This is a genomic window from Bacteroidota bacterium (genome assembly GCA_016722375.1).
Taxonomy (GTDB): domain Bacteria; phylum Bacteroidota; class Bacteroidia; order Chitinophagales; family LD1; genus Bog-950.
On sequence record JADKJG010000001.1, the window covers coordinates 302,084 to 327,757 of the forward strand.

The window sequence follows — 25,674 nt, forward strand, 5'->3', positions numbered from 1 at the left end:
GGGGAAGGCTATCAAGCCCACGGTGGAGGAGATAAAACTTCTTTTACTCGACATGGATATTGATGGGTGTATTCTTGGAAGGATAGCAGGATATCGGGGGTGCGAATCCATAAGGAAGGTGCCGGTTCATAAAACAAACTGAACAGTATGCGCAACAAGTTTTTCATCGGCACGGTAGAGGATTTTCTCGTATCGTCGTTCTTATCAAACTGCTGCTCTATACTCGCCAGCAAGCCGGTCTCTTGTTCATCATTAATGCAATAATAAATCGTGGCTTGCTCTACTCTTCGTTTTCGAACCACATCATACATTACTCCCTGATAGCGGAATTCATTTTTATCTTCCCAAAGAAACATAGCTGCATTACCAGGATAGGCAGTAATGACATGAAGTTGATCATTCGACAAGCCCCTCTTTATTTGTGCTTTAATTTCAGTTCTTACCCGATACTGCTGCACTTTAAAAATGAGCAAAAGCCCTGTCGAATAAAAGATGAAAATGAAAAGTAAAATCAGCAGCCCTAATCTCTTCACGAAGCAATAATAACAAAGGCCGCTGAAATGCGGTTACCATCGCTGCAAGGCACCGCAGGAGACAGGGGCAAGCCCTCTCCCGCCCAAAGCATTTTCAATTATCTGATAGCGTACTCCACAGAGATAACCACCCGCACATTCTTAGTGATATCAGAACTACTGCCCGGATTATAATTTTCACCCGAGGATTGTGATAGAGATATATCTCTATCCATAATGGTAAAAAGCCCCTGATTGGCTTTTCTCATTTTACCCAAACCGGTATTACTGTTTTTAGCAAACTGCTCTGCCGCCTTTTGTGCATTGACGGTAGCTTCGGCAAGCATGTCGGGTTTAATAGAGTTCAGTTGGGTATAGATGAATTTCAAATCACTGCCTCCCCATTCAGGGCCGGAAGAAAGCACCACTCCGGCATTCAGCAAGTCACTGGTCATGCGGCTTACTTTTTGAATCTGATCCACATTGTTTGACCGCACCTCTACCGTCTCTTCAAGAATATAACGAAGTCCTGTCCGGTCGTTTGCCGATTCATATTCACGCGCCTGCTTGTCCACCACTGTCAAATTTTTCCGAATGATTTCTTCCGGGTTAATTCCATTCTTAGTTAAGAACTCAATCACCTTCACTCGTGCGCTCTCCATAGATTTACTTCCCGTCTGAATATCTCCCACCGCCATCCTGATTTTGAGCGGCCAGATAGCCAGATCGGCTTTCACCTCGCGTTCAGAAAATCCTTTTACTGAGATATAGCGATCATCTGTTTTGAACCGTTCGATTGATTTGCCGAGAATAAATGCTCCGACCACCATACCTACCAATATGGCCAAAGCCAGAATTGATAAACCTCTTTTTTCCATCGTTCTTAATTTTCAATTGATTTAAAAATAAAAAATAATCGTCGCGTTCTGCTATCTATTATCCAACATTGAATCGGTACATATCCTTTCTAAGCCACCACCTTCAATACCTGCCTGATTCTATCGGCTCGGTCCAGTAACTCATCCTTATCTTTTCCTAGAAGCGTAACGTGCCCCATCTTTCTGCCCGGCTTGGTTTCCTGTTTGCCATACAAATGCACAAACGCATCTTTCATCTGTTGCACTTCCTCCAGTCCTTCATACTTCACCGGGCCGCTGTGGTCTGCTTCACCGATCAAGTTAAGCATCAGCGAGGGGCTGACAATACCGGTATCGCCTAAAGGCATGTTTTGCAAAACGCGCATTTGCATATCATATTGAGAACTATGATTGCCTTCTATGCTTTGGTGTCCACTGTTGTGAGTGCGCGGCGCGGTTTCATTCACCCATATCTTTCCCTCCTTATCCAAAAACATTTCCACGGCAAAAATGCCCGGCGAGTCAAAAGCAGTTGCCACCTTCACAGCTATCTGTTGTGCCAACAAGGCCTTTTCTTCCGAAATTTCTGCCGGCGAAAAAAGATAATCTACCAAATTGTATTTAGGATTGAAAACCATTTCTACCGCAGGGTAAACAGCCGTCTCGCCCCGTTCATTCTTCGCCACGATGACCGAAATCTCCTTATCCATCACCACCAGTTTCTCCAGCACACTCGGTTTGTCAAATGCCTTATGGAAGTCCTCCGTATCATGCAATATCTCTACGCCCTTTCCATCATATCCCCCACTACGCAATTTCTGAACAGCGGGTAGAAAGCCAAGGTAAGTATGCAATTCATATTTTCTTTCTATCAGATGAAAGTCCGGTGTAGGGATTTGATGGTGCTGGTAGAACTCCTTTTGCAAACCTTTATCCTTGATGGTTTTCAGCGCTTGAGGTCGTGGATATATTTTCAATCCTTCTTCTTCCAACTTGAATAAGGCCTCGAGGTTTACATTTTCAATCTCGATGGTCAACACATCTACCATTTTCCCAAACCGATAAACGGCTGCATAATCTTTGATATCTCCTTCTACAAAATGATTAGCCAGCGAAGCCGCCGGTGGGTTTTTACCCGATTCTAACACAAAAGTTTCTACCGAATATTTTGTCGCAGCCTGCAGCAACATTCGGCCTAATTGCCCGCCACCTAAAATTCCGATCTTCAATGGATTGGTCATGCGCTCATAATTCGGGGCGCAAGATAGGTTTTGATTTATTTAATAAACAAATGACATTTTGTAGGATTACCCTCTATTTGCCACCATTTCCGTCCTTTTTCCAGAATATTTGATTGTTTACAAACAAAGCTTGTATAAAACACAAAGAAAAGGAGCTACTTTTCTAAAAAAAGGAGCTACTCTACAAAGAAAAGTACCTACTTTTCTAAAAAAAGGAGCTACTTTACAAAGAAAAGGAGCTACTTCTCAAAGAAAAGGAGCTACTCTACAAAGAAAAGTACCTACTTCTCAAAGAAAAGGAGCTACTCTACAAAGAAAAGTACCTACTCCTCGAAGAAAAGGAGCCACCCCACGAAGAAAAGGAGCTACTTTGTTTTGGATGGTGTCTAGTTTTCAAATATAATAGCATAACTAAGGGCACCATGCAGCTACTCGCATTATGATTGTTAATGAGGATCATTAGGCCTCTTCTGAAAATCATCCATTTGTCTCCCTTTGAAGGGAGTGATGAGGGAGGTCATTAAAACAAATCTGATTTTCCGAAGAGGTCTATTATATTTATTTTTCAATGGCGGAATTAACCGTTGGTAACAACAAATAAATTTAAAGAGATGAATTGGATTGTTTTAATTATTGCAGGCCTGTTTGAAGCCGCCTTTGCTTTTTGTTTGGGGAAAGCAAAAGGAACAACGGGAACCGAAATGTATTTGTGGTATGCGGGTTTTCTAGTTGCGCTGAGTATCAGCATGGGGCTTTTAATTAAAGCAACTCAAACCTTGCCTATCGGAACGGCCTATGCCGTATGGACAGGAATTGGCGCCGTGGGAACCGTTTTGATAGGAATTTATGTATTTAAAGAACCCGCCACCGTCCTGAGGCTTCTGTTCCTTGCCACTTTGATAGGTTCTATTGTAGGACTAAAAACCGTTGCTCACTAAAATTAAAAAAAGCCTTTTGTCCTAATGGATTGTTTCATTCATTAACCATAGCTGACAGAAATCATATCAACCATAACGAATCAAATTATCTTTGCAAAAAGCAACTTTAATGAATCCAACACATCTTCATTTATTGATAAACCATCTGCCTATATTTGGTTCGCTTTTCGGCGGCCTTGTTTTGGCTTATGGGCTGTGGGCTAAAAGCAATCAGACAAAAATCGCGGCTTACTATCTTCTTATCATTTCTTCCATCGGGGCGGTGATTGCTTATGTGTCGGGAGACGCTGCCGAAGATGTCGTTGAGAATATACCGGGCATTTCCAAAGCTATTCTTGACCAACACGAGGATGCCTCTGTCTTTGCGCTGGCTGCTTTGATTATTTTGGGTATCGTGTCGCTTGTTGGTTTGTTTTTGACCATCAAGAATTTATCATTTGTACGGCAGATTGCTTTCGTAACGCTTTTTATTTCGCTTATCAGTTTCGGGATTATAGCCAGGGTTGGTTATTTGGGTGGGCAAATAAGACATACTGAGATTAACTCACCGCCAGCAACGCCCCAACAAGAAGGAGTGAAACAACATAACCATTGAACGTAAGCCGAGTAGGTTATAAATGAGATAACAAATCAACTTTTATAACGCAATGAAAAACATAGTTCGCTATTTATCAGCAGTTGTTCTATTAGGGTTTGGACTTATAACCTTGTTTTTAAGTACCTCAATAATTCTTGACCTTTTTGATATTAGAGCCAAAGAAGGCAACTATGTTTTGTTTATTGTTTGGGCAAACTTTATCTGTAGCATTCTCTATCTGTTTTCGGGATATGGTTTTATCAAAACAAAAAAATGGACCACTCCTTTATTGGGAATCGCTTCAGCTTTACTCATAGTCTCCTTCATCGCGTTGATTGTTTACATTAATAACGGTGGTGTTTACGAAACAAAAACCGTGTTTGCCATGATTTTTAGAATCGGGGTGACTTTAGCTATTACGCTGTCCGCTTACTTCATCATTTCCAGAAGTCCAACAAACGGAGAGAGGGTAGCCGCTGGATAGAGCAATCTGCTTCTTAGCCTTTAACGCTGTATAACTTTCAAATGGACTGGCGGCTCAGACCGTGTCGCCAACCAGCGGTTTTTTTTACCCAACTAACTTCTCACATTATACCATGATAAAAGTCAACATTCAAGGAGGAAAAACTTTCGGGAAGCGATTATATTTGTCGCTCACATAATCCAATTTATTTTTTCTATGCAGCGAAACTATGACGTGATTATCCTCGGAGGAGGATTGGCCGGACTTACCCTTTCAATACAACTAAAACTGAGCAAACCTGATATTAAAATATTGGTGCTCGAACGCCGCAAGACTGCCGCACCCGAAGCAGCACACAAGGTGGGCGAGTCCACGGTGGAACTGGGCAGCCATTACCTGCGCGAAGTTTGCGGGCTGAAAGATTATCTCGAAAAGCACGAACTGCCGAAATACGGATTGCGTTTCTTCTTTAAGAGCAATACCAAAGAAGACATCGCCTCTCGCGTGGAACTTGGTCCCCGCAAATGGCTTTATACCCCGAGCCATCAACTGGATCGCGGCACCCTCGAAAACCATCTGATGGAAAAATCAAAAGAGATGGGTTGCGAAGTGATGATAGATGCAACGGTGAAAGATGTAGCGTTTGGAAAGGAAAAAAGCAGCGTAACCTATAAACATAAAGGCGAAGAATATACCGCCACCGGTCGCTGGGTGGCCGATGCCAGCGGTCGTGGCAGTGTGTTGAAGCGTAAACTGGGATTTGAAAAACCGATGGAACACCATGCCGATGCCGTATGGTGGAGGTTGAAGGGCGTGGTGGATATCACCAACTGGAGCGACAACGAAGAGTGGAGAAACTATCCCGAAGTGAAGTTGCGCTATCTCAGCACGGTTCACTTTCTGGACAAAGGATATTGGGTTTGGGTGATTCCTTTGGGAACCAAAAACACCAGTATCGGCATCGTCGCCGATCCGGCGTTCCATCCGCTCGAAACTTATGATACGTATGAAAAGGCATTAGAATGGTTGAAGGTGAATGAGCCTTTGTGTTACAAAATGCTGGAGCCTGAAACACCGAACAAGTTAGATTTCATGCGCCTGAAACACTATGCGCACGACACCGGTAGAGCCTATGATGGCGTAGATCGTTGGGGTGTTGTGGGCGAAGCCGCCGCATTTCTTGATCCCTTCTATTCTCCCGGCACGGACTTTATCGCCATGAGCAACACCTGGCTCGGCGATTTAATTATCCGGGAATTGAATGGAGAAGATGTGGGCTTCCGCGCAGAAATCTACGAACAAACCTATCTCAACTTTGTGAAAAGCTGGATTCCTATCTATAAAGATAAGTATCAGTTGATGGGCCATACGCAGGTTATGAGCACCAAGATTCTATGGGATTGGGCGATCTATTGGGCAATTCCTTCTTTGCTCTTCACCAACAAAGGCATGACCGATTTGCAAGTATTGAAGCAGTTGTTCTCGGCCTCTGATAGTTTGGGAAAGAAATTCGGACAACTTCATGAACAGATGCAAAAGCTATTCCTTGATTGGGCACCTTATGATCAAGAAATATTTTCTCACCGCTTTATTGATCCGGTAGATTTGAATTGCATGTTGGATTTTCAACACGGCATCCGAACACAACATGGCGACAAGCTGATGGAGCAGATTGCGAAGAACATGGATATTCTTGAAAAAGTAGCAGCAGAAATATTCCGTCGCGTCAGCAATCATGCCAAAGGAACACCGCTTGATATGCCCGTGGATCCTTACCTAATGGACCTGAACGCCGAAGAAAACAAAACCAATGGCAGAGCCATATTGCCCGATGAAGCGACGAAGCGCGACATTGATGTATTATGGTTTTATGGAAAAAAGGAGCTGGCGTGAACGTGGCTACCGACAGGGTAAAACACAAAATGGAAAATATCCAGCATATTTTCCGCGAAGTGCAGGATAGCTTTCCCGAAACCTATCTGCTTCAGGAACTGACAGAAAGGCTGGATGCTTATGAGCAGGAGTTCCGTTCGGTGGCTTATGAAGCGGCTTCCATGTGTATTGCTTTGAAGGCCTTTCCCTCTTGGCAAGAGTTCTTGAAATTTGCAGATGACAAACACCAAACGCAAATACATATCGGGTTGGGTTGGGCACTTGCCAACCAATCTACAGACCCTACGGATTATTTAGCCCGTACTGCACCCATGTCGCGCTATCGCGTGATGGATGGATATGGTTATTATGAAGGGATTTTCCGCAAGCGAAAAAGTATCCTCAACCAAGAACGATTAGTGCTAAAGGATGAAACCGCGTTGAAAACCTATGATCAGGGATTGGGTAGAAGTATCTGGTATTTGAATCAAGGTGATTGGGAGCAAACCATGAAAACCCTGAATACTTTTTCGGAAAAACGGAAAAACGATCTATTCAGAGGATTGGGAATTGCCATCACCTATGTAGGAGGAATGGGGGTGAATATCCTCAACGAGATGCGCTCTTCTTCCGGAATTTACCAAACACAAATGGCCACCGGTGCAGCGATGGCAGTAGTCAGTCGTCATACTGCGGGATATATACCGGAAGATACGCAGCACATTTGTCGTGCATGGTTCAGCCAAGATTCAAAAGAGATTATGAAGGAAAATGAATTGATAAAATGCGATTTGGATTTAACCAAAGATGATGCCTACGAAAAGTGGATTCAGCGCCTTGAAGGGAGTATCGTGTCTAAATATTTATAAAATTGTTTTGTTTCATTGAATAGTTATGTTAGTTCGCACTCGAAAAAATGAAGAACCTATTATCAAATTGAATTATGTCATCGAAGGAAGTATATATTAACCGCACCGCACACTTTTTGCCGAATAATCCTGTTTCAAACGATGAAATAGAGACTTATTTGGGCCTGATCAACGGCAAAACATCCAAAACCAAGAATCTGATTTTGAGAAGTAACGGAATCGTAAGGAGGTTCTATGCCTTAGACAAAAACGGAAAAACAACCCACACCAATGCACAGTTGGCTTCCCTTGCCATTCGCGAACTATTTAAAGAGAACCCTGAAGAATTACAAGATATTGAACTGCTGGCCTGCGGCACTTCATCACCAGACCAAATCATGCCCTCACACGGGGTGATGGTGCATGGCTGGCTTCCCGAAACAGACGCCATTGAAGTCATTACGCCTTCCGGCAATTGCTGCACGGGGCTTCACGCCATGAAGTATGCTTATCTGTCTATCAAATCTGGCGAAATACAAAAGGCGGTGTCCACCGGTTCAGAGCGCACCTCACCACTGATGTGTGCGTCTATGTTTTCAGAAGAAGCTAAAAAGTTAGAGGCACTTATAGAAAACCCATATATCGCTTTTGAAAAAGATTTTCTGCGCTGGATGCTTTCTGACGGCGCGGGTGCATTTTTTCTGACCGACAAAAAGAACGACAAAGGATTATCGCTGCGCATCGAATGGATGGAGTGTTCCTCCTTCGCTCATAAATTAAAACCTTGCATGTATCAGGGTTGCGATAAACTTCCCGACGGAACTTTGCAGAGCTATATGGAATATATGCCCGACGAGATTGCCGGCAAATCCATCCTCGCCATGAAACAGGATGTGAAACTGCTAGACGAACACATTATTGAATTAGGCTACCAAACCCTGAAAAGTATCATTGACAAGAAGGAAATAGACATCTCTTCCCTTTCTTGGTTCCTGCCGCATATCTCCAGCGAGTTTTTCAGAAAAAAAATTGCTGCCAAATTAGAAGAAAAAGGGATTAGTATTCCACGTGAAAAATGGTTCACCAATTTGTCCTCTGTTGGAAACATCGGCGCCGGTTCCATTTATGTCATGGTGGATGAGTTGTTCAAAGCCAACCGCCTCAAGGCAGGAGAAAAAATCCTTTTGATGGTACCGGAGAGCTCACGCTTCTCCTATGTCTATGCCTTGCTGACCGTCTGTTAAATAATATAGAACACAGATGATGCGGTCCCGTACGGACAAAACCTGATTCTAAAATTTAAGCAGATATTTGTCCGCGCCTATCTGTTGCATTCGCGTTAGCAGCGTTCCATTCCTATGAAAAAAGAAGAAATACCACAAGACCACAGCGCGCTCGAAAAGTTCACCAAAGAAGTATGTTATGCGGTGGATGATTCAGGCAATTATACCGTTGGACTCAGCACCGGCTGGCAGGTAAAGGCCGACGCACTCGGCATCACCTGGGAAGAAGCACAAGAGCGCGTGGCGCAGGCACGACAAAAGGTAGAGAAAGGAGAAGCCAGCCCCCTCCTATTTTTCATCGAATTAAACATGATGGATATTTCTTTGGTGGCCTCCTACACCGGCTTCTGGCAATGGACGGTCAAGCGACATCTGAAGCCATCCGTTTTCAAAAACCTTTCTGAAGAGAAGTTGCAGAAATATGCGGAGGTTTTCGACGTAAGCGTTGAAAGCCTCAAAAAGATGAAGCCCGAATGAAAATTGATTATCAGCACATTCAGGCAGCGCATTGCGAAAACGGAGTGACCACCAATTTACTTCGCCATGCGGGTATGCACCAAATGACCGAACCGCTTGCTTTTGGTATCGGTTCAGGTATCTTTTACATCCACATTCCTTTTCTGAAAATAAATAACGGTCCCGCAATTTCCTTTCGCACCATGCCCGGATATATTTTCGACCGCACTTGTAAGGCGCTGGGAGTTACAGTAGTCAGAAAAAATTTAGCTCACACGAGAAAGCACAACAGTTTTTAGATGAACGCATTGCCGCCAACCAACCGGTAGGATGCCAAGTGGGCGTATATTACCTCACCTACTTTCCCAAAGAGTTCCGCTTTCACTTCAATGCGCACAATCTCGTCGTGTATGGGAAGGAGGGTGACAACTACCTAATCAGCGATCCGGTGATGGAAACCGTTACTACTTTAAGCAGCCATGATTTAGACCGGGTTCGTTTTGCACAAGGTCCTTTAGCCCCCAAGGGACAAATTTATTATCCGAAGGATGTAAAAGAAGTGAGCGAAGAAAGAATCCGCAAGGCCATCATCAAAGGCATTAAACACGCCTCTTGGTTCATGACCGAAACACCGGTGCCGATTCTCGGCATCGCCGGTATCCGCTTCACCGCCGGGCGCATCAGAACATGGCGCGAAAGCCTCGGCGTGCGCAAAGGAGGTATCTACCTCGCGCAGTTAGTCCGCATGGGCGAAGAAATAGGTACCGGTGGCGCCGGCTTCCGTTTTGTCTATGCCGCCTTCTTGCAACAGGCGCACGCATATATTTCCAACGATCAACTTTTAGCATCCTCCAAAGAGTTCACCGCTATCGGCGACCTGTGGCGCAATTCATCCGTTCAGGCATCGGCTATTTATAAAGGTCGGCTCACCAGCCAGCAAGACTTCAACACCATGAGCGATATGCTGCTCGAAATTGCGGCCAAAGAAAAAGTGGCTTTTAAAACTTTATTAAAAACAAAATGGAAGTAGCCCGCGCCTCCGCCATCAGCATTGAGCATCTGAACTTTCGCTATTCCGAAAACTCCGGTGTGGTGTTTCAAGATTTCAACCTCCAGATTGCCGCCGGTGAACGCTTTGGTTTGCTCGGCCCCAACGGTGCCGGCAAAACCACCCTGATGAATCTCATGACCGGAGTGCTGCAAAAGAATGAGGGCAGCATAAAGATATTAGGTCGTGACACAGAAAGCAATCGAAACGAAGTCAAGAAAACATTTGGATTCATTCCTCAACAACATTCTTTCTATAACGAGCTTTCGCCGGTAGAGAACCTCCAGTTCTTCGGTGCTTGGTCGGGCTTGGAGGGAAAAGAAATCAAGCAAAGAACCGAAGAACTGTTGGAAGTATTGGGATTGAGTGCAGTGGCGAACAAAGCCGTGTCCAAGTTCTCCGGCGGCATGAAAAGCCGCGTCAACCTCGCTATCGGCGTAATCCATCGTCCGCAGATTCTTTTTCTGGATGAGCCCACCACCGGTGTGGACGTACAAACCCGCCATGCCATCATTGACTACCTCAAACAACTGAACGCCACAGGAACTACTTTGGTTTATACCTCCCATCATTTGACCGAAGCCGAATCTCTATGCACCCGCGTAGCCCTGATTGACGAAGGAAAAATCATCGCACAAAACGACACCCAAACTCTCCTCTGCGAACATCAACAAACCGGACTGGAAGGATTATTCCTACAACTCACCGGCAGGTCCTATAGGGATTCCTGATTTGAAGATTAGATTACCGAGAGACCAACAAAGCTCAATTACCTAATTGTAATCTCAATATACTTAGGAAGCGCAAAACAGCCCTGTGGAAACTACGTCGGCATTTGTTTTATCGAGAACGGTATGGTGGGGTCCAAGGCCCCATTTGCCAAATATTGAAAAAGAGACTCTACGGCGGAGGTAACTGGTTAGTCCCTCCGCTCGTACTCAATGGTCGGGAGCCGACAGGTCAATCTGTCCGCTGGTACTCGATAGTCGGGAGCTATTTTATGCCACCTCGCGGATTCTCCTTTTGGGGACTCTGCAGCAGGGGAAATAAATCTTTGGTTTACAGAAACACCGGGTTCCAGTACGCAATTTTGTTGTGGTCCCCGCTTTCCGCCTGTTGGATGGTCTTTTCCAGAAGGTTACACATATCAACCTGTATGGCAAGTGAAGATAGCGGCATTAGCAGTTAAGATGTCGGCTATATTGGTTATTACCCGTGCTATAGCGGTTAGGATTGTCGCTATAGCGGTTAATCCCTGTTCTATAATAGTCAGCGTAAGCGACCCATTCATAAGTTAGGGTTGCATCAGACAGAAGCTGATGAGCATCTTGTATAGGGGACCGCTTTTTTAACGGCGCTTACTTTTTTGATTTCTTCAGAAAGCAAAATCCTTTAACCGTTTTAAGTATTTTCGGCTAAAATCCACTTTCATTGCCCTCAAAAAACAACAAATGAATATAGAGCAAATAGCAGGGTTCATGGCACCGGTGTTGGTCTATGCACTTATTTTCATTCTCAACGCCTTGCTGCCCGGTCGTTGGGTGACCGGCTATGTCACGAAACCCGGTACAGAAGAAAAATTGAAATACCACCTCAATGGAATAATCGTTTTGTTTACCGTAGTAGCGGTTTGGTTTTTGCTTGGCTATTTAAAACTGATGCCCTGGGACTGGCTTTATCTTTATCGCTGGGAAGGACTCACCGGTGCGGTGATATTTGGTTTAATCTTTTCGTTTGCCTTCGTGCTGCCGAATGCACCGGTAAAACGATCATTCCTCGCTGATTTCTTTTTAGGCAGACTGAAGAATCCGCAATTATGGGGCGGAAGAATAGATGCCAAGATGTGGCTTTATTTAATAGGAGCTGTGATGCTGGAACTGAATGCACTCAGTTTTTGCGCGCATCACTATCTGGTATTCGGCGCAGAAGCATCTACAGGGATTTATCTCTGTACAGCCCTGCTCACATTCTTCCTTACGGATTATCTCACCTTCGAAGAGGTCCATCTCTATACTTATGATTTGTTTGCAGAGCGGGTCGGATTTAAATTGGGATGGGGCTGCATCGCCTTTTATCCATACTTCTATGCCATTCCACTATGGTCCACTGTAGATCTGCAACCGGCTGTTTTATCCAATTGGGTATGGATGATATATGCGCTCATATTTTTTGGCGGCTGGGCAATATCTCGTGGGGCAAATTTGCAGAAGTACTATTTCAAGAAAAATTCGCAGCAGTCCTTTTTAGGAATAAAACCAGAAGCGATCAGCGATGGAAATAAAACACTGCTCGTTAATGGATTTTGGGGCTTGAGCAGACACATCAACTATCTGGGTGAAATTCTCATGGCTACCGGTCTGGTGCTTTGCACCGGCCATCCTGATTTAATCTGGCCCTGGCTTTACCCGCTTTATTATGTAGCGCTCCTATTCCCACGGCAAATGGATGATGACAAAAGATGCGCTCTGAAATATGGAGCCTTGTGGAACACTTACATAAAAAGAGTGCCTTACCGGATTATTCCTTTTGTCTATTGAGGAGCATCAATGCCCGTATAATTTTCGGGTGGTGTCTCCCATAATGTTGATGGCCATCTTTCTGGGCAGCAGTCTGTGCATGATGAAAGAGGCTATCCTGTTGCCACCACCGGCAACCATCGAAGGCCTTTTACCTAATTGCTCAAAACATTCTGCTACCACTTCTTCCGGGGTTTGGACTTTGGGCGCAAAAAAACTTGCTTTGGCTGGGTTTGTTCGATTGAAGTTAGGCGTAGAAGTCGCTCCCGCACAGCAGGCCATTACATCTACTCCCCTACTTTTCCATTCGTACCACAATCCTTCGGCCAGAGTGCGATCAAAAGCCTTCGTGGCTCCATAAACTGATAAAAACCCACTGCCCTGAAACCCCGCTAATGAAGCCATCATGATGACTGCCCCTTTTCCCCTTTCAAGCATTGGCTCTCCAAATATTTGAATCAGGTTCATCGGTGTAATCATATTAGCCTGAGCCATTCTATTATTATCCTCGATTGATTTTTTTTCAAACGCTCCGATATGAGAAAGCGCCGCGTTATACACCAACAGGTTAATTTCTCGACCATAAACAGCCTGTTGTATATGTAGCGAGGCATTAGTATCCGCTAAATCGCAGGAAATGTTGGTCACATTAATTTTATATGCAGATTTCAAATGTTCAGCGAAAATGGCTAAGGGTTCTTTGCGTCTGGCAACGAGAATCAGATCAATCCCCTGAGCCGCAAGAAAAGTGGCGAATGCTGCTCCAATACCCTCTGATGCTCCTGCCACTAAAGCTGTATTACCGTATTTGTGTTTTAGCTGCATAAAGATGAGGGATTTTGTTTTCTGTGTACGATGATAATAAATTGGAGTTCATATAGCAGCCTCTCATTACGATTAGCTATGGTTCGTATTATCTGACTACGAAATTAGAAGCAATGTAAGCCGAGTCGGTGTAACAACCGAAAACAAAAAATCCCACTATTGGGCAGGATTTAATATAGCGGAGAGAGGAATCCAAATCCGCCTGGCGGACTCATCATCTTCATCGCGACTTTCACGCGAGATACAATCAACCGATCTTTACACTCAGTCAATATCGCGATACAATACGTAACGGAATACTAATAGGTGCACCTCCTCTGCGTTTACATTCACCGATTACCACGGAGCGGATAATTCAAGCATCTACCTAAAGGCTTTTTCGCCACTTATCATCCCTCAATCTTATATAACTAGGGCCTATTTTTACAAAATTAATTAATGATAGAACCGAGCTATTTAAACAATTACTATATATTGCACTCGGAACATACACGTTAGTATCTATTTAAACTAACCCCCTTATTATGAAAAAACACAGCAGAACCACTGTGCTTTTTACACTATTTGCGAATTGTTTGTGGGCTAATCTCACGATTACTTCCACACGTGTTTGCCATGGTGTAAATACAGAGATTCATAACACCAGCCACCTACCTAAAACTAAATTAGTAGATTGGGATTTGAACAACGATGGCTTCTTTTCCGACGCTTCGGGTGATAGCATTACTCATATTTTCTCCACGGCAGATACCTTTCAAATCCGCTTGAGGGTTACCGATTCTACAGGTAATGAATTTTTTTCTGCCTACCAATCAGTCATTGTTGATCCAGTCCCAGAAGCAGCTTTCATCACGTCTGGTTTGTGTCTTGGCTCACCGACATCGTTCACTAATCAAACGATAATCAAAGGCAATACCCCCATCACGTATGAATGGGATTATACCAACGACGGTATGGGTGATAATACGTCCATGAACACGATGTTTACTTATCCATTTGGTGGTGATTTCACCATAAAACTTAAAGCTACCTCCGATCAAGGCTGTAAAGATTCATTCGTAAAAAACATTACGATTAAGCGTCCGCCAAATGCAGACATCACCGTTCAGAATACCTGTATTAATTCACCGGTCCATCTGGTGAATACTTCTACATTGGGTGATAGCCCCGTGAAACAAACTATTTGGAGCTTCGGTGATGGAACACTGAGTTTTGATTCGGATACAGCCACACATATTTATTACTCCGCAGATACTTTTTATGTAACGCTTAAATTAATTGATAGTTCTAGCTGTGTAGATTCTATTCGCAAATTGGTAGTGGTTGATTCTTCAGTGATGAATTCCTACACATTGTCTCTCGGTAATCAGTTTTTCGAAGGGCAGTCTAACATAGCAACCGTAACCGGTGACTTCATATCTGTTTTTTGGAGTGACAGTACCGTTGATGCTACGAAAACGATTACTCAAGCAGGTTATTACTCTTATGTTGTCACAAGTGCTACCGGCTGCATTGCCTCTCAACAGTTTACGGTATCCACAATAGAACGACCGACAGAGTTAGCGCCGGCAAACGACTTTCTTACACCAAACGGTGATGGCAAGAATGATATTTTGCTTTTCACGAACGCAGATGCTTTTAGCAATTGTGTGTTGAAAGTTTATGACCAAAGAGGTCTATTGGTTTATACTAATAACAATTACAAAAATGATTGGCACGGAGACAATAACAATGCAGGAGCTTATTACTACTTACTGCACTGCGATGATACACCAGAAGTAAAAGGAGTAACAAATATTATTCGGTAAAAACTTTTTATGGGGAAAATCTACACTGCTCTATTATTCACATTTTTACTGGCAAAGTGTTCACATGCCCAAAGTTCTTCACTCCGGGATCAGGAGTTTATCATCAATCCCTATTCTATTTCGCCCGCTTATAGCGGATTTAATACGAATCATGAGATATTCGTCAACTATATCAATCATTTCAGCGGCACGAAAGGAGCACCTTACAGCGCATGGGCGAATTATAATGGAATTGTCAAAAGCAATTTGGGATTAGGCGCCTCCTTGCGTTTTGAAAAATTTGGTGCATTCAGAAATATCCGGGTAGATGTTTCTACAGCTTATCATCTGAAAATTGGTGCAGATCAAAAAGTGTCGGTTGGAATCGGTGTTTCAGTAACCCAAACAAATCTTGATTTCAACAATAGTAATTCCGACCCAATAAATGACCCTTCCCTGAATTCTGATAATGTAAAAAACGGAATGGGAATCAATGCTTCGTTTGGCATCTCTTATGCGTGGCGAAAACTCAATATTGGCATCGCTGCTCCAGCCATAATACCTATGAAGATGAATGGAAAATCAATTCTATATTCTCAGCCTATACACGCGCGGGTTTATGCAGCGTATGAAATGATGATTAACCGGAAATTTGCTGTGAAGCCTGCCTTTGTCTTGGACTATATCCTTCATTCTCCGATTAACTATAACGCTGTTATAACGGTTAAATACGACAATCTGCTTTTCGTCAATGTAGGCTTTGGCGCACAAAATATTTTCAGTGGAGGAGTTGGAGTCATCATCGCACAGCGATTCACCGGCCAATACACCTTTAAATATGGACTAAATGGAATCGCAAATTCCACCTATGGCAGCCACGAAATCTGCATCGGCATCTTAGTAGGGAAAATCAAAAATGCAACTACCAGTAATTCGATTTTTGGTAAAAAAAATAAATCACCATATCATGATTGGGAATAAAAGAATAATTGCCGCCTTACTTCTATCGTTTCTCCTTTTGGGGAAATATTCCATTAGCCAACCGGGGTCCCGCAAAGATCAACTAATCGGGCGATCGCTCGAAATAGCACTGGCAACGTATTGGCTAACAAAAATCTGATCGTCAGATTCGATTTAAAAGATCAACTCCAGAACCTCATCTGGGAAGAAGAACATTTTGTTACCACCAATCAATTCGGGCTCTTCAATTTAGAAATCGGACAAGGAACAAATACCGGTGCTGGTCTAGTGCCATCTTTTTCAAGAATAAATTGGGCTTCAGAACAAAAATTTCTTGAAGTGAAAATTGATATGGGTAGCGGTTTTATTGCTTACGGAAATGTGCAACTTATTTCAGTCCCTTATTCTTTAGTCGTAGATACAGCGTTACATGTTCCATCTCCCAATATTTACATGCAGGACATAAAAACGTTGACGTCACCGGATTAGATGTTAATGAGATATTAAGATGGGATGGTCAGAAATGGGTTCCGGCTGGAACTGTTAAGGTTGACCAACTCGTAGTTACAGGTAGTTCCTCCTTTCAAGGAGGAATAAAAGTGAATCAATACTTCATTTTAGGACAGGATACCATTGCCAAGATTAGTACAGACCCTACTTTAAGTGACAGTAGTAATTATTCTGTACCCACCGAAGCGGCTGTTAAAGCCTATGTTGATGCTATGCTCGGCAATGGTTCCAATGGCCCAACTGGTCCAAGTGGCGCAACCGGTGCCACAGGGGCGACTGGCGATACGGGCGCTACAGGAAGTACGGGTGATACCGGAGTTATAGGTGCAACGGGAAGTACAGGTGCAACCGGTGCTACAGGGGCGACTGGTGATTCGGGAACTACAGGAAGTACAGGTGCAACGGGTGATACCGGCGCTACTGGCGCTACAGGAGCAACAGGCCCTTCAGGTGCAGATGGAACGAACGGTACGAACGGTACTAATGGAGCTACGGGCGCAATCGGTGCCACAGGGGCGACTGGTGATTCGGGAACTACAGGAAGTACAGGTGATACCGGAGTTACAGGTGCAACAGGCGCCACCGGTGATACCGGCGCAACTGGCCCTTCAGGTGCAGATGGAACAAACGGTACGAATGGTACTAATGGAGATACCGGTGCAACCGGAACAACTGGCGCAACCGGTGCCACAGGCGCGACTGGTGATATGGGAACTACAGGAAGTACAGGTGATACCGGAGTTACAGGTGCGACGGGTGATACCGGCGACACAGGTGCAACGGGCCCTTCAGGTGCAGATGGAACGAACGGCACAAACGGTACTAATGGAGCTACCGGTGCAACGGGAACAACGGGCGCAACCGGTACCACAGGGGCGACTGGTGATACGGGAACTACAGGAAGTACAGGTGATACCGGAGTTACAGGTGCAACGGGTAATACCGGCGCCACAGGTGCTTCAGGTGCAGATGGAACAAACGGCACGAACGGTACTAATGGAGATACTGGCGCAACCGGTGCCACAGGGGCGACTGGTGATACGGGAACTACAGGAAGTACAGGTGATACCGGAGTTACAGGTGCAACGGGCGCCACCGGCGCTACAGGTGCAACTGGCCCTTCAGGTGCAGATGGAACGAACGGCACGAATGGTACTAACGGAGATACCGGCTCAACCGGAACAACTGGCGCAACCGGTGCTACAGGGGCGACGGGCGATACGGGCACTACAGGAAGTACGGGTGCTACTGGAGTTACAGGTGCAACGGGTGATACTGGCGCTACAGGTGCAACTGGCCCTTCAGGTGCAGATGGAACAAACGGCACGAACGGTACTAATGGAGCTACCGGTGCAACGGGAACAACAGGCGCAACTGGTGCCACAGGGGCGACTGGCGAAACGGGAACTACTGGAAGTACGGGAGCTACTGGAGATACAGGTGCAACCGGTGATACGGGAGCTACAGGTGCTACAGGTCCTTCAGGTGCAGATGGAACTAACGGCACGAATGGTACTAATGGAGCTACCGGTGCAATGGGAACAACAGGCGCAACAGGCGCAACAGGTGCCACAGGGGCGACTGGCGATACGGGTGCTACAGGAAGTACGGGTGATACCGGAGTTACAGGTGCAACCGGTGATACGGGGGCTACAGGCCCTTCAGGTGCAGATGGAACGAACGGCACGAACGGTACTAATGGAGTTACAGGTGCAACGGGAACAACGGGCGCAACAGGTGCCACAGGAGCTACAGGTGGTACGGGGGCTACAGGCGCAACGGGTGATACCGGCGCTACAGGTCCTTCAGGTGCAGATGGAACAAACGGCACAAATGGTACTAATGGAGCTACCGGTGCAACCGGAACAATAGGCGCAACCGGTGCTACAGGGGCGAATGGTGATACTGGAGTTACAGGAAGTACGGGTGCTACCGGAATTACAGGTGCCACAGGCCCTTCAGGTGCAGATGGAACCAACGGCACGAATGGTACTAATGGAGCTACCGGTGCAACGGGAACAACAGGCGCAACAGGTGCAACTGGTGATACGGGCGCTACAGGAAGTACTGGTGCTACCGGAGCTACAGGTGCAACGGGCCCTTCAGGTGCAGATGGAACGAACGGCACGAACGGTACTAATGGAGATACCGGTGCAACAGGAACAACAGGCGCAACAGGGGCTACAGGGGCTACAGGGGCGACTGGTGATACCGGAGTTACAGGTGCAATGGGTGATACAGGCGACACAGGTGCCACGGGCTCTTCAGGTGCAGATGGAACAAACGGCACGAATGGAGCTACTGGTGCAACAGGTGCTACCGGACCATCAGGAGTAGATGGCACCAACGGAACCAATGGGACGAACGGCACTAATGGAGATACCGGTGCAACAGGAACAACAGGTGCAACCGGGGCGACTGGCGATACAGGAGCTACAGGTGCAACAGGTGCCACGGGCTCTTCAGGTGCAGATGGAACAAACGGCACGAATGGAGCTACTGGTGCGACAGGAACAACAGGTGCCACAGGCGCGACTGGTAATACTGGCGCTACAGGTGCCACAGGTCCTTCAGGTGCAGATGGAACAAACGGCACGAATGGCACTAATGGAGATACCGGCGCAACTGGAACAACAGGCGCAACCGGTACTACAGGGGCGACTGGTGATACCGGCCCTACAGGAAGTACAGGTTCTACGGAGCTACAGGTGCTACAGGTCGCAGCCCTTCAGGTGTAGATGGACGTACGACTGGAGATACCGGTGCAAAGGAACAACAGGAACAACAGGCGCCAGGTGCTACAGGGGCGACTGGTGATACCGGCGCCACTGGAAGTACGGGTGATACCGGAGTTACAGGTGCAACGGGTCCTTCAGGTGCAGATGGAACCAACGGCACGAACGGTACTAATGGAGCTACTGGCGCAACGGGAACAAGGGCGAACCGGTGCACAGGGGGCAGATGGAGGTGATGACCAACAACTCGCTTACGACCCATCAACTTATTGGCTAAAACTCTCTAATAGTGATAGTGTTAGTCTTTTTAACCTTTCCTGCGAATATTGTGATAGTACAAGTGGCAGCGGCTCTGATGCTCAAACACTCAGCATCTCTAACGATACACTTTCTATTCTAAATGGCAATTTCGTGGTGTTGCCCAGCGGAATAGATGGCTCTACAGGAGCAACGGGTGCTACTGGAGTTACAGGAGCGACGGGTCCTTCAGGTGCAGATGGTACTAATGGAGATACCGGTGCAACAGGAACAACGGGCGCAACCGGTGCTACAGGGGCGAATGGTGATACTGGAGTTACAGGAAGTACCGGGTGCAGGTTCAGGGCCACAGCCTTCAGGTGCAGATGGAACCAACGGCACGAACGGTGCTAATGGAGATACCGGTGCAACCGGTGCTACTGGGGCGACTGGTGATACAGGAACTACTGGAAGTACAGGTGCAACAGGTGATACCGGCGCTACGGGGTGCTACAGGTGCAACTGGACCTTCAGGTGCAGATGGAACTAACGGCACGAATGGTACTAATGGGAGTACCGGTGCAACAGGAACAACAGGCGCTACAGGCGCGACTGGCGACAACCGGTGCAACAGGAAGTACAGGTGATACTGGCCCAAGCGGAACAGATGGAGCAACAGGAGCCACAGGTTCTACCGGAGTTACAGGTGCAACGGGCGATACGGGTGCCACAGGTGCAGATGGAACGAACGGCACGAATGGTACTAATGGAGATACCGGTGGAACGGGAACAACAGGCGCCACAGGTGCCACAGGAGCAACAGGTGATACGGGGGTTACAGGTGCAACAGGTCCTTCAGGAATAGATGGAACAAACGGCACGAATGGTACTAATGGAGCTACCGGTGCAACAGGAACAACAGGCGCCACAGGCGCGACTGGTAATACTGGCGCTACAGGTGCAACAGGTCCCTTCAGGTGCAGATGGAACAAACGGCACGAATGGCACTAATGGAGATACCGGCGCAACTGGAACAACAGGCGCAACCGGTACTACAGGGGGCGACTGGTGATACTGGCCCTACAGGAAGTACAGGTTCTACAGGAGCTACAGGTGCTACAGGTCCTTCGGGTGTAGATGGAACGAACGGCACGAATGGTACTACTGGAGATACCGGTGCAACAGGAACAACAGGCGCAACAGGTGCTACAGGGCGACTGGTGATACCGGCGCCACTGGAAGTACGGGTGATACCGGAGTTACAGGTGCAACGGGTCCTTCAGGTGCAGATGGAACAAACGGCACGAATGGCACTAATGGAGATACCGGCGCAACTGGAACAACAGGCGCAACCGGTACTACAGGGCGACTGGTGATACTGGCCCTACAGGAAGTACAGGTTCTACGGGAGCTACAGGTGCTACAGGTCCTTCAGGTGTAGATGGAACGAACGGCACGAATGGTACTACTGGAGATACCGGTGCAACAGGAACAACAGGAACAACAGGAACAACAGGCGCAACAGGTGCTACAGGGGCGACTGGTGATACCGGCGCCACTGGAAGTACGGGTGATACCGGAGTTACAGGTGCAACGGGTCCTTCAGGTGCAGATGGAACCAACGGCACGAACGGTACTAATGGAGATACCGGTGGAACGGGAACAACAGGCGCCACAGGTGCCTACAGGAGCAACAGGTGATACGGGGGTTACAGGTGCAACAGGAGCAACGGGTGATACCGGTGCCTAGGAAGTACAGGTGATACTGGCCCAAGCGGAACAGATGGAGCAACAGGGCCACAGGTTCTACCGGAGTTACAGGTGCAACGGGCGATACGGGTCTGCAGGTGCAGATGGAACGAACGGCACGAATGTACTAATGGAGATTCCGGTGGAACGGGAACAGCAGGCATGCAGGGGTGCCACAGGAGCAACAGGTGATACGGGGTTACAGGTGCAACAGGCCCTTCAGGAATAGATGGAACAAACGGTACGAATGGTACTAATGGAGCTACCGGTGCGACAGGAACAACAGGTGCCACAGGCGCGACTGGTAATACTGGCGCTACAGGGTGCAACGGGTCCCTTCAGGTGCAGATGGAACAAACGGCACGAATGGCACTAATGGAGATACTGGCGCAACTGGAACAACAGGCGCAACCGGTACTACAGGGGCGACTGGTGATACTGGCCCTACAGGAAGTACAGGTTCTACGGGAGCTACAGGTGCTACAGGTCCTTCAGGTGTAGATGGAACGAACGGCACGAATGGTACTACTGGAGATACCGGTGCAACAGGAACAACAGGAACAACAGGCGCAACAGGTGCTACAGGGGCGACTGGTGATACCGGCGCCACTGGAAGTACGGGTGATACCGGAGTTACAGGTGCAACGGGTCCTTCAGGTGCAGATGGAACAAACGGCACGAACGGCACTAATGGAACTTCGGCGCAACTGGAACAACAGGCGCAACCGGTACTACAGGGGCGACTGGTGATACTGGCCCCACAGGAAGTACAGGTTCTACGGGAGCTACAGGTGCTACAGGTCCTTCAGGTGTAGATGGAACGAACGGCACGAATGGTACTACTGGAGATACAGGTGCAACAGGAACAACAGGAACAACAGGCGCAACAGGTGCTACAGGGCGACTGGTGATACTGGCCCTACAGGAAGTACAGGTTCTACGGGAGTTACAGGTGCAACAGGTCCTTCAGGTGCAGATGGAACCAACAGGCACGAACGGTACTAATGGAGATACCGGTGGAACGGGAACAACAGGCGCCCAAGGTGCCAGGAGCAACAGGTGATACAGGGGTTACAGGAGCAACAGGTCCTTCAGGAATAGATGGAACAAACGGCACGAATGGTACTAATGGAGCTACCGGTGCAACAGGAGCAACAGGGCCACAGGCGCGACTGGTAATACTGGCGCTACAGGTGCAACGGGTCCTTCAGGTGCAGATGGAACAAACGGCACGAATGGCACTAATGGAGATACCGGCGCAACTGGAACAACAGGCGCAACCGGTGCCACAGGGGCAGATGGAGGTGATGACCAACAACTCGCTTACGACCCATCAACTTATTGGCTAAAACTCTCTAATAGTGATAGTGTTAGTCTTTTTAACCTTTCCTGCGAATATTGTGATAGTACAAGTGGCAGCGGCTCTGATGCTCAAACACTCAGCATCTCTAACGATACACTTTCTATTCTAAATGGCAATTTCGTGGTGTTGCCCAGCGGAATAGATGGCTCTACAGGAGCAACGGGTGCTACTGGAGTTACAGGAGCGACGGGTCCTTCAGGTGCAGATGGTACTAATGGAGATACCGGTGCAACGGGAACAACGGGCGCAACCGGTGCTACAGGGGCGAATGGTGATACTGGAGTTACAGGAAGTACGGGTGCAGGGCCCAGGCCTTCAGGTGCAGATGGAACCAACGGCACGAACGGTGCTAATGGAGATACCGGTGCAACCGGTGCTACTGGGGCGACTGGTGATACAGGAACTACTGGAAGTACAGGTGCAACGGGTGATACCGGCGCTACGGGTGCTACAGGTGCAACTGGACCTTCAGGTGCAGATGGAACTAACGGCACGAATGGTACTAATGGAGATACCGGTGCAACAGGAACAACAGGCGCTACAGGCGCGACTGGCGATACCGGTGCAACAGGAAGTACAGGTGATACTGGCCCAAGCGGAACAGATGGAGCAACAGGAGCCACAGGTTCTACCGGAGTTACAGGTGCAACGGGCGATACGGGTGCCACAGGTGCAGATGGAACGAACGGCACGAATGGTACTAATGGAGATACCGGTGGAACGGGAACAACAGCATGCACAGGTGCCACAGGAGCAACAGGTGATACGGGGGTTACAGGTGCAACAGGCCCTTCAGGAATAGATGGAACAAACGGTACGAATGGTACTAATGGAGCTACCGGTGCGACAGGAACAAGCAGGCGCACAGGCGCGACTGGTAATACTGGCGCTACAGGTGCAACGGGTCCTTCAGGTGCAGATGGAACAAACGGCACGAATGGCACTAATGGAGATACCGGCGCAACTGGAACAACAGGCGCAACCGGTACTACAGGGGCGACTGGTGATACTGGCCCTACAGGAAGTACAGGTTCTACGGGAGCTACAGGTGCTACAGGTCCTTCAGGTGTAGATGGAACGAACGGCACGAATGGTACTACTGGAGATACCGGTGCAACAGGAACAACAGGCGCAACAGGTGCTACAGGGGCGACTGGTGATACCGGCGCCACTGGAAGTACGGGTGATACCGGAGTTACAGGTGCAACGGGTCCTTCAGGTGCAGATGGAACAAACGGCACGAATGGCACTAATGGAGATACCGGCGCAACTGGAACAACAGGCGCAACCGGTACTACAGGGGCGACTGGTGATACTGGCCCTACAGGAAGTACAGGTTCTACAGGTGCTACAGGTGCTACAGGTCCTTCAGGTGTAGATGGAACGAACGGCACGAATGGTACTACTGGAGATACCGGTGCAACAGGAACAACAGGAACAACAGGCGCAACAGGTGCTACAGGGGCGACTGGTGATACCGGCGCCACTGGAAGTACGGGTGATACCGGAGTTACAGGTGCAACGGGTCCTTCAGGTGCAGATGGAACCAACGGCACGAACGGTACTAATGGAGATACCGGTGGAACGGGAACAACAGGCGCCACAGGTGCCACAGGAGCAACAGGTGATACGGGGGTTACAGGTGCAACAGGAGCAACGGGTGATACCGGTGCCACAGGAAGTACAGGTGATACTGGCCCAAGCGGAACAGATGGAGCAACAGGAGCCACAGGTTCTACCGGAGTTACAGGTGCAACGGGCGATACGGGTGCCACAGGTGCAGATGGAACGAACGGCACGAATGGTACTAATGGAGATACCGGTGGAACGGGAACAACAGGCGCCACAGGTGCCACAGGAGCAACAGGTGATACGGGGGTTACAGGTGCAACAGGCCCTTCAGGAATAGATGGAACAAACGGTACGAATGGTACTAATGGAGCTACCGGTGCGACAGGAACAACAGGTGCCACAGGCGCGACTGGTAATACTGGCGCTACAGGTGCAACGGGTCCTTCAGGTGCAGATGGAACAAACGGCACGAATGGCACTAATGGAGATACCGGCGCAACTGGAACAACAGGCGCAACCGGTACTACAGGGGCGACTGGTGATACTGGCCCTACAGGAAGTACAGGTTCTACGGGAGCTACAGGTGCTACAGGTCCTTCAGGTGTAGATGGAACGAACGGCACGAATGGTACTACTGGAGATACCGGTGCAACAGGAACAACAGGAACAACAGGCGCAACAGGTGCTACAGGGGCGACTGGTGATACCTACTGCCACTGGAAGTACGGGTGATACCGGAGTTACAGGTGCAACGGGTCCTTCAGGTGCAGATGGAACAAACGGCACGAACGGCACTAATGGAGATACCGGCGCAACTGGAACAACAGGCGCAACCGGTACTACAGGGGCGACTGGTGATACTGGCCCTACAGGAAGTACAGGTTCTACGGGAGCTACAGGTGCTACAGGTCCTTCAGGTGTAGATGGAACGAACGGCACGAATGGTACTACTGGAGATACCGGTGCAACAGGAACAACAGGAACAACAGGCGCAACAGGTGCTACAGGGGCGACTGGTGATACTGGCCCTACAGGAAGTACAGGTTCTACGGGAGTTACAGGTGCAACGGGTCCTTCAGGTGCAGATGGAACCAACGGCACGAACGGTACTAATGGAGATACCGGTGGAACGGGAACAACAGGCGCCACAGGTGCCACAGGAGCAACAGGTGATACGGGGGTTACAGGTGCAACAGGCCCTTCAGGAATAGATGGAACAAACGGTACGAATGGTACTAATGGAGCTACCGGTGCGACAGGAACAACAGGTGCCACAGGCGCGACTGGTAATACTGGCGCTACAGGTGCAACGGGTCCTTCAGGTG

The 25,674-nt window shown here is 47.8% G+C and carries 21 protein-coding genes and 10 pseudogenes; 27 read left to right on the top strand and 4 right to left on the bottom strand.

Annotated features, from left to right (window positions below):
* Window positions 1-11: 11 nt before the first annotated feature.
* The 3 genes from IPP77_01330 to IPP77_01340 all read right to left on the bottom strand — a co-directional run bounded on the left by IPP77_01330 (window position 12) and on the right by IPP77_01340 (window position 2,610).
* Window positions 12-533 (bottom strand): hypothetical protein, encoded by a 522-nt coding sequence (locus IPP77_01330; GenBank protein MBL0308375.1) that lies wholly within the window; start codon window positions 531-533, stop codon window positions 12-14.
* Between the two features lie 98 nt (window positions 534-631).
* A complete protein-coding gene (locus IPP77_01335; protein ID MBL0308376.1) occupies window positions 632-1,390 on the bottom strand; it encodes an SIMPL domain-containing protein in 759 nt (252 codons plus the stop codon).
* Between the two features lie 89 nt (window positions 1,391-1,479).
* Complete coding sequence (locus IPP77_01340; GenBank protein MBL0308377.1) at window positions 1,480-2,610, bottom strand: 5-(carboxyamino)imidazole ribonucleotide synthase; 1,131 nt, start codon at window positions 2,608-2,610, stop codon at window positions 1,480-1,482.
* A gap of 130 nt (window positions 2,611-2,740) precedes the next feature.
* Between IPP77_01340 and IPP77_01345 the strand changes: the two genes are divergently transcribed.
* The 11 genes and pseudogenes from IPP77_01345 to IPP77_01395 all read left to right on the top strand — a co-directional run bounded on the left by IPP77_01345 (window position 2,741) and on the right by IPP77_01395 (window position 12,632).
* Window positions 2,741-3,013, top strand: coding sequence for a hypothetical protein (locus IPP77_01345; GenBank protein ID MBL0308378.1), 273 nt, complete (start codon window positions 2,741-2,743; stop codon window positions 3,011-3,013).
* Between the two features lie 208 nt (window positions 3,014-3,221).
* Window positions 3,222-3,548 (top strand): multidrug efflux SMR transporter, encoded by a 327-nt coding sequence (locus IPP77_01350; protein MBL0308379.1) that lies wholly within the window; start codon window positions 3,222-3,224, stop codon window positions 3,546-3,548.
* 109 nt (window positions 3,549-3,657) lie between these two features.
* A complete protein-coding gene (locus tag IPP77_01355; protein ID MBL0308380.1) occupies window positions 3,658-4,143 on the top strand; it encodes a hypothetical protein in 486 nt (161 codons plus the stop codon).
* Between the two features lie 52 nt (window positions 4,144-4,195).
* The gene (locus IPP77_01360) at window positions 4,196-4,609 is read left to right on the top strand and encodes a hypothetical protein (GenBank protein ID MBL0308381.1); all 414 of its coding nucleotides are present in this window, start codon (window positions 4,196-4,198) and stop codon (window positions 4,607-4,609) included.
* Between the two features lie 195 nt (window positions 4,610-4,804).
* The gene (locus IPP77_01365) at window positions 4,805-6,481 is read left to right on the top strand and encodes an FAD-dependent monooxygenase (GenBank protein ID MBL0308382.1); all 1,677 of its coding nucleotides are present in this window, start codon (window positions 4,805-4,807) and stop codon (window positions 6,479-6,481) included.
* The gene (locus IPP77_01370; protein ID MBL0308383.1) at window positions 6,478-7,329 is read left to right on the top strand and encodes a DUF1702 family protein; all 852 of its coding nucleotides are present in this window, start codon (window positions 6,478-6,480) and stop codon (window positions 7,327-7,329) included. The genes IPP77_01365 and IPP77_01370 overlap by 4 nt, the downstream gene beginning before the upstream one ends.
* 74 nt (window positions 7,330-7,403) lie before the next feature.
* Window positions 7,404-8,552, top strand: coding sequence for a beta-ketoacyl-ACP synthase III (locus tag IPP77_01375; protein MBL0308384.1), 1,149 nt, complete (start codon window positions 7,404-7,406; stop codon window positions 8,550-8,552).
* 114 nt (window positions 8,553-8,666) lie between these two features.
* Window positions 8,667-9,068: a hypothetical protein gene (locus IPP77_01380; protein ID MBL0308385.1), complete on the top strand. Its 402-nt coding sequence runs from the start codon at window positions 8,667-8,669 to the stop codon at window positions 9,066-9,068.
* Window positions 9,065-10,077, top strand: a pseudogene (locus IPP77_01385) (BtrH N-terminal domain-containing protein). The gene IPP77_01380 and the pseudogene IPP77_01385 overlap by 4 nt, the downstream one beginning before the upstream one ends.
* Complete coding sequence (locus IPP77_01390) at window positions 10,068-10,826, top strand: ABC transporter ATP-binding protein (GenBank protein ID MBL0308386.1); 759 nt, start codon at window positions 10,068-10,070, stop codon at window positions 10,824-10,826. The pseudogene IPP77_01385 and the gene IPP77_01390 overlap by 10 nt, the downstream one beginning before the upstream one ends.
* Window positions 10,827-11,546: 720 nt before the next feature.
* Window positions 11,547-12,632, top strand: coding sequence for a DUF1295 domain-containing protein (locus IPP77_01395; GenBank protein ID MBL0308387.1), 1,086 nt, complete (start codon window positions 11,547-11,549; stop codon window positions 12,630-12,632).
* A gap of 6 nt (window positions 12,633-12,638) precedes the next feature.
* Here IPP77_01395 and IPP77_01400 read toward each other — a convergent pair whose 3' ends face one another.
* Window positions 12,639-13,436 (bottom strand): SDR family NAD(P)-dependent oxidoreductase, encoded by a 798-nt coding sequence (locus IPP77_01400; protein ID MBL0308388.1) that lies wholly within the window; start codon window positions 13,434-13,436, stop codon window positions 12,639-12,641.
* Window positions 13,437-13,960: 524 nt separating this feature from the next.
* Between IPP77_01400 and IPP77_01405 the strand changes: the two genes are divergently transcribed.
* The 16 genes and pseudogenes from IPP77_01405 to IPP77_01480 all read left to right on the top strand — a co-directional run bounded on the left by IPP77_01405 (window position 13,961) and on the right by IPP77_01480 (window position 25,081).
* Complete coding sequence (locus IPP77_01405) at window positions 13,961-15,244, top strand: gliding motility-associated C-terminal domain-containing protein (protein ID MBL0308389.1); 1,284 nt, start codon at window positions 13,961-13,963, stop codon at window positions 15,242-15,244.
* A 9-nt stretch (window positions 15,245-15,253) separates the two neighbouring features.
* The gene (locus IPP77_01410) at window positions 15,254-16,204 is read left to right on the top strand and encodes a PorP/SprF family type IX secretion system membrane protein (protein MBL0308390.1); all 951 of its coding nucleotides are present in this window, start codon (window positions 15,254-15,256) and stop codon (window positions 16,202-16,204) included.
* Between the two features lie 120 nt (window positions 16,205-16,324).
* The gene (locus tag IPP77_01415; protein MBL0308391.1) at window positions 16,325-16,672 is read left to right on the top strand and encodes a hypothetical protein; all 348 of its coding nucleotides are present in this window, start codon (window positions 16,325-16,327) and stop codon (window positions 16,670-16,672) included.
* 341 nt (window positions 16,673-17,013) lie between these two features.
* Window positions 17,014-17,373 (top strand): annotated as a pseudogene (locus IPP77_01420) (hypothetical protein).
* Between the two features lie 27 nt (window positions 17,374-17,400).
* Window positions 17,401-17,541, top strand: a pseudogene (locus IPP77_01425) (hypothetical protein).
* A gap of 696 nt (window positions 17,542-18,237) precedes the next feature.
* Window positions 18,238-18,924, top strand: a pseudogene (locus IPP77_01430) (hypothetical protein).
* Window positions 18,922-19,664, top strand: a pseudogene (locus tag IPP77_01435) (hypothetical protein). Before IPP77_01430 ends, IPP77_01435 begins: the two co-directional pseudogenes overlap by 3 nt.
* Window positions 19,576-20,079, top strand: coding sequence for a hypothetical protein (locus tag IPP77_01440; GenBank protein MBL0308392.1), 504 nt, complete (start codon window positions 19,576-19,578; stop codon window positions 20,077-20,079). The pseudogene IPP77_01435 and the gene IPP77_01440 overlap by 89 nt, the downstream one beginning before the upstream one ends.
* Window positions 19,988-20,312, top strand: a pseudogene (locus tag IPP77_01445) (hypothetical protein). The gene IPP77_01440 and the pseudogene IPP77_01445 overlap by 92 nt, the downstream one beginning before the upstream one ends.
* Window positions 20,206-21,041, top strand: a pseudogene (locus tag IPP77_01450) (hypothetical protein). The pseudogenes IPP77_01445 and IPP77_01450 overlap by 107 nt, the downstream one beginning before the upstream one ends.
* 7 nt (window positions 21,042-21,048) lie before the next feature.
* Window positions 21,049-21,366, top strand: a pseudogene (locus IPP77_01455) (hypothetical protein).
* Between the two features lie 58 nt (window positions 21,367-21,424).
* Window positions 21,425-21,643, top strand: coding sequence for a hypothetical protein (locus IPP77_01460; protein MBL0308393.1), 219 nt, complete (start codon window positions 21,425-21,427; stop codon window positions 21,641-21,643).
* A pseudogene (locus IPP77_01465) lies at window positions 21,640-21,747 on the top strand (hypothetical protein). The gene IPP77_01460 and the pseudogene IPP77_01465 overlap by 4 nt, the downstream one beginning before the upstream one ends.
* Window positions 21,738-22,419 (top strand): annotated as a pseudogene (locus IPP77_01470) (hypothetical protein). The pseudogenes IPP77_01465 and IPP77_01470 overlap by 10 nt, the downstream one beginning before the upstream one ends.
* Window positions 22,419-22,763: a hypothetical protein gene (locus IPP77_01475; protein MBL0308394.1), complete on the top strand. Its 345-nt coding sequence runs from the start codon at window positions 22,419-22,421 to the stop codon at window positions 22,761-22,763. The pseudogene IPP77_01470 and the gene IPP77_01475 overlap by 1 nt, the downstream one beginning before the upstream one ends.
* Window positions 22,764-22,915: 152 nt before the next feature.
* The gene (locus IPP77_01480) at window positions 22,916-25,081 is read left to right on the top strand and encodes a hypothetical protein (GenBank protein MBL0308395.1); all 2,166 of its coding nucleotides are present in this window, start codon (window positions 22,916-22,918) and stop codon (window positions 25,079-25,081) included.
* Window positions 25,082-25,674 lie beyond the last annotated feature (593 nt).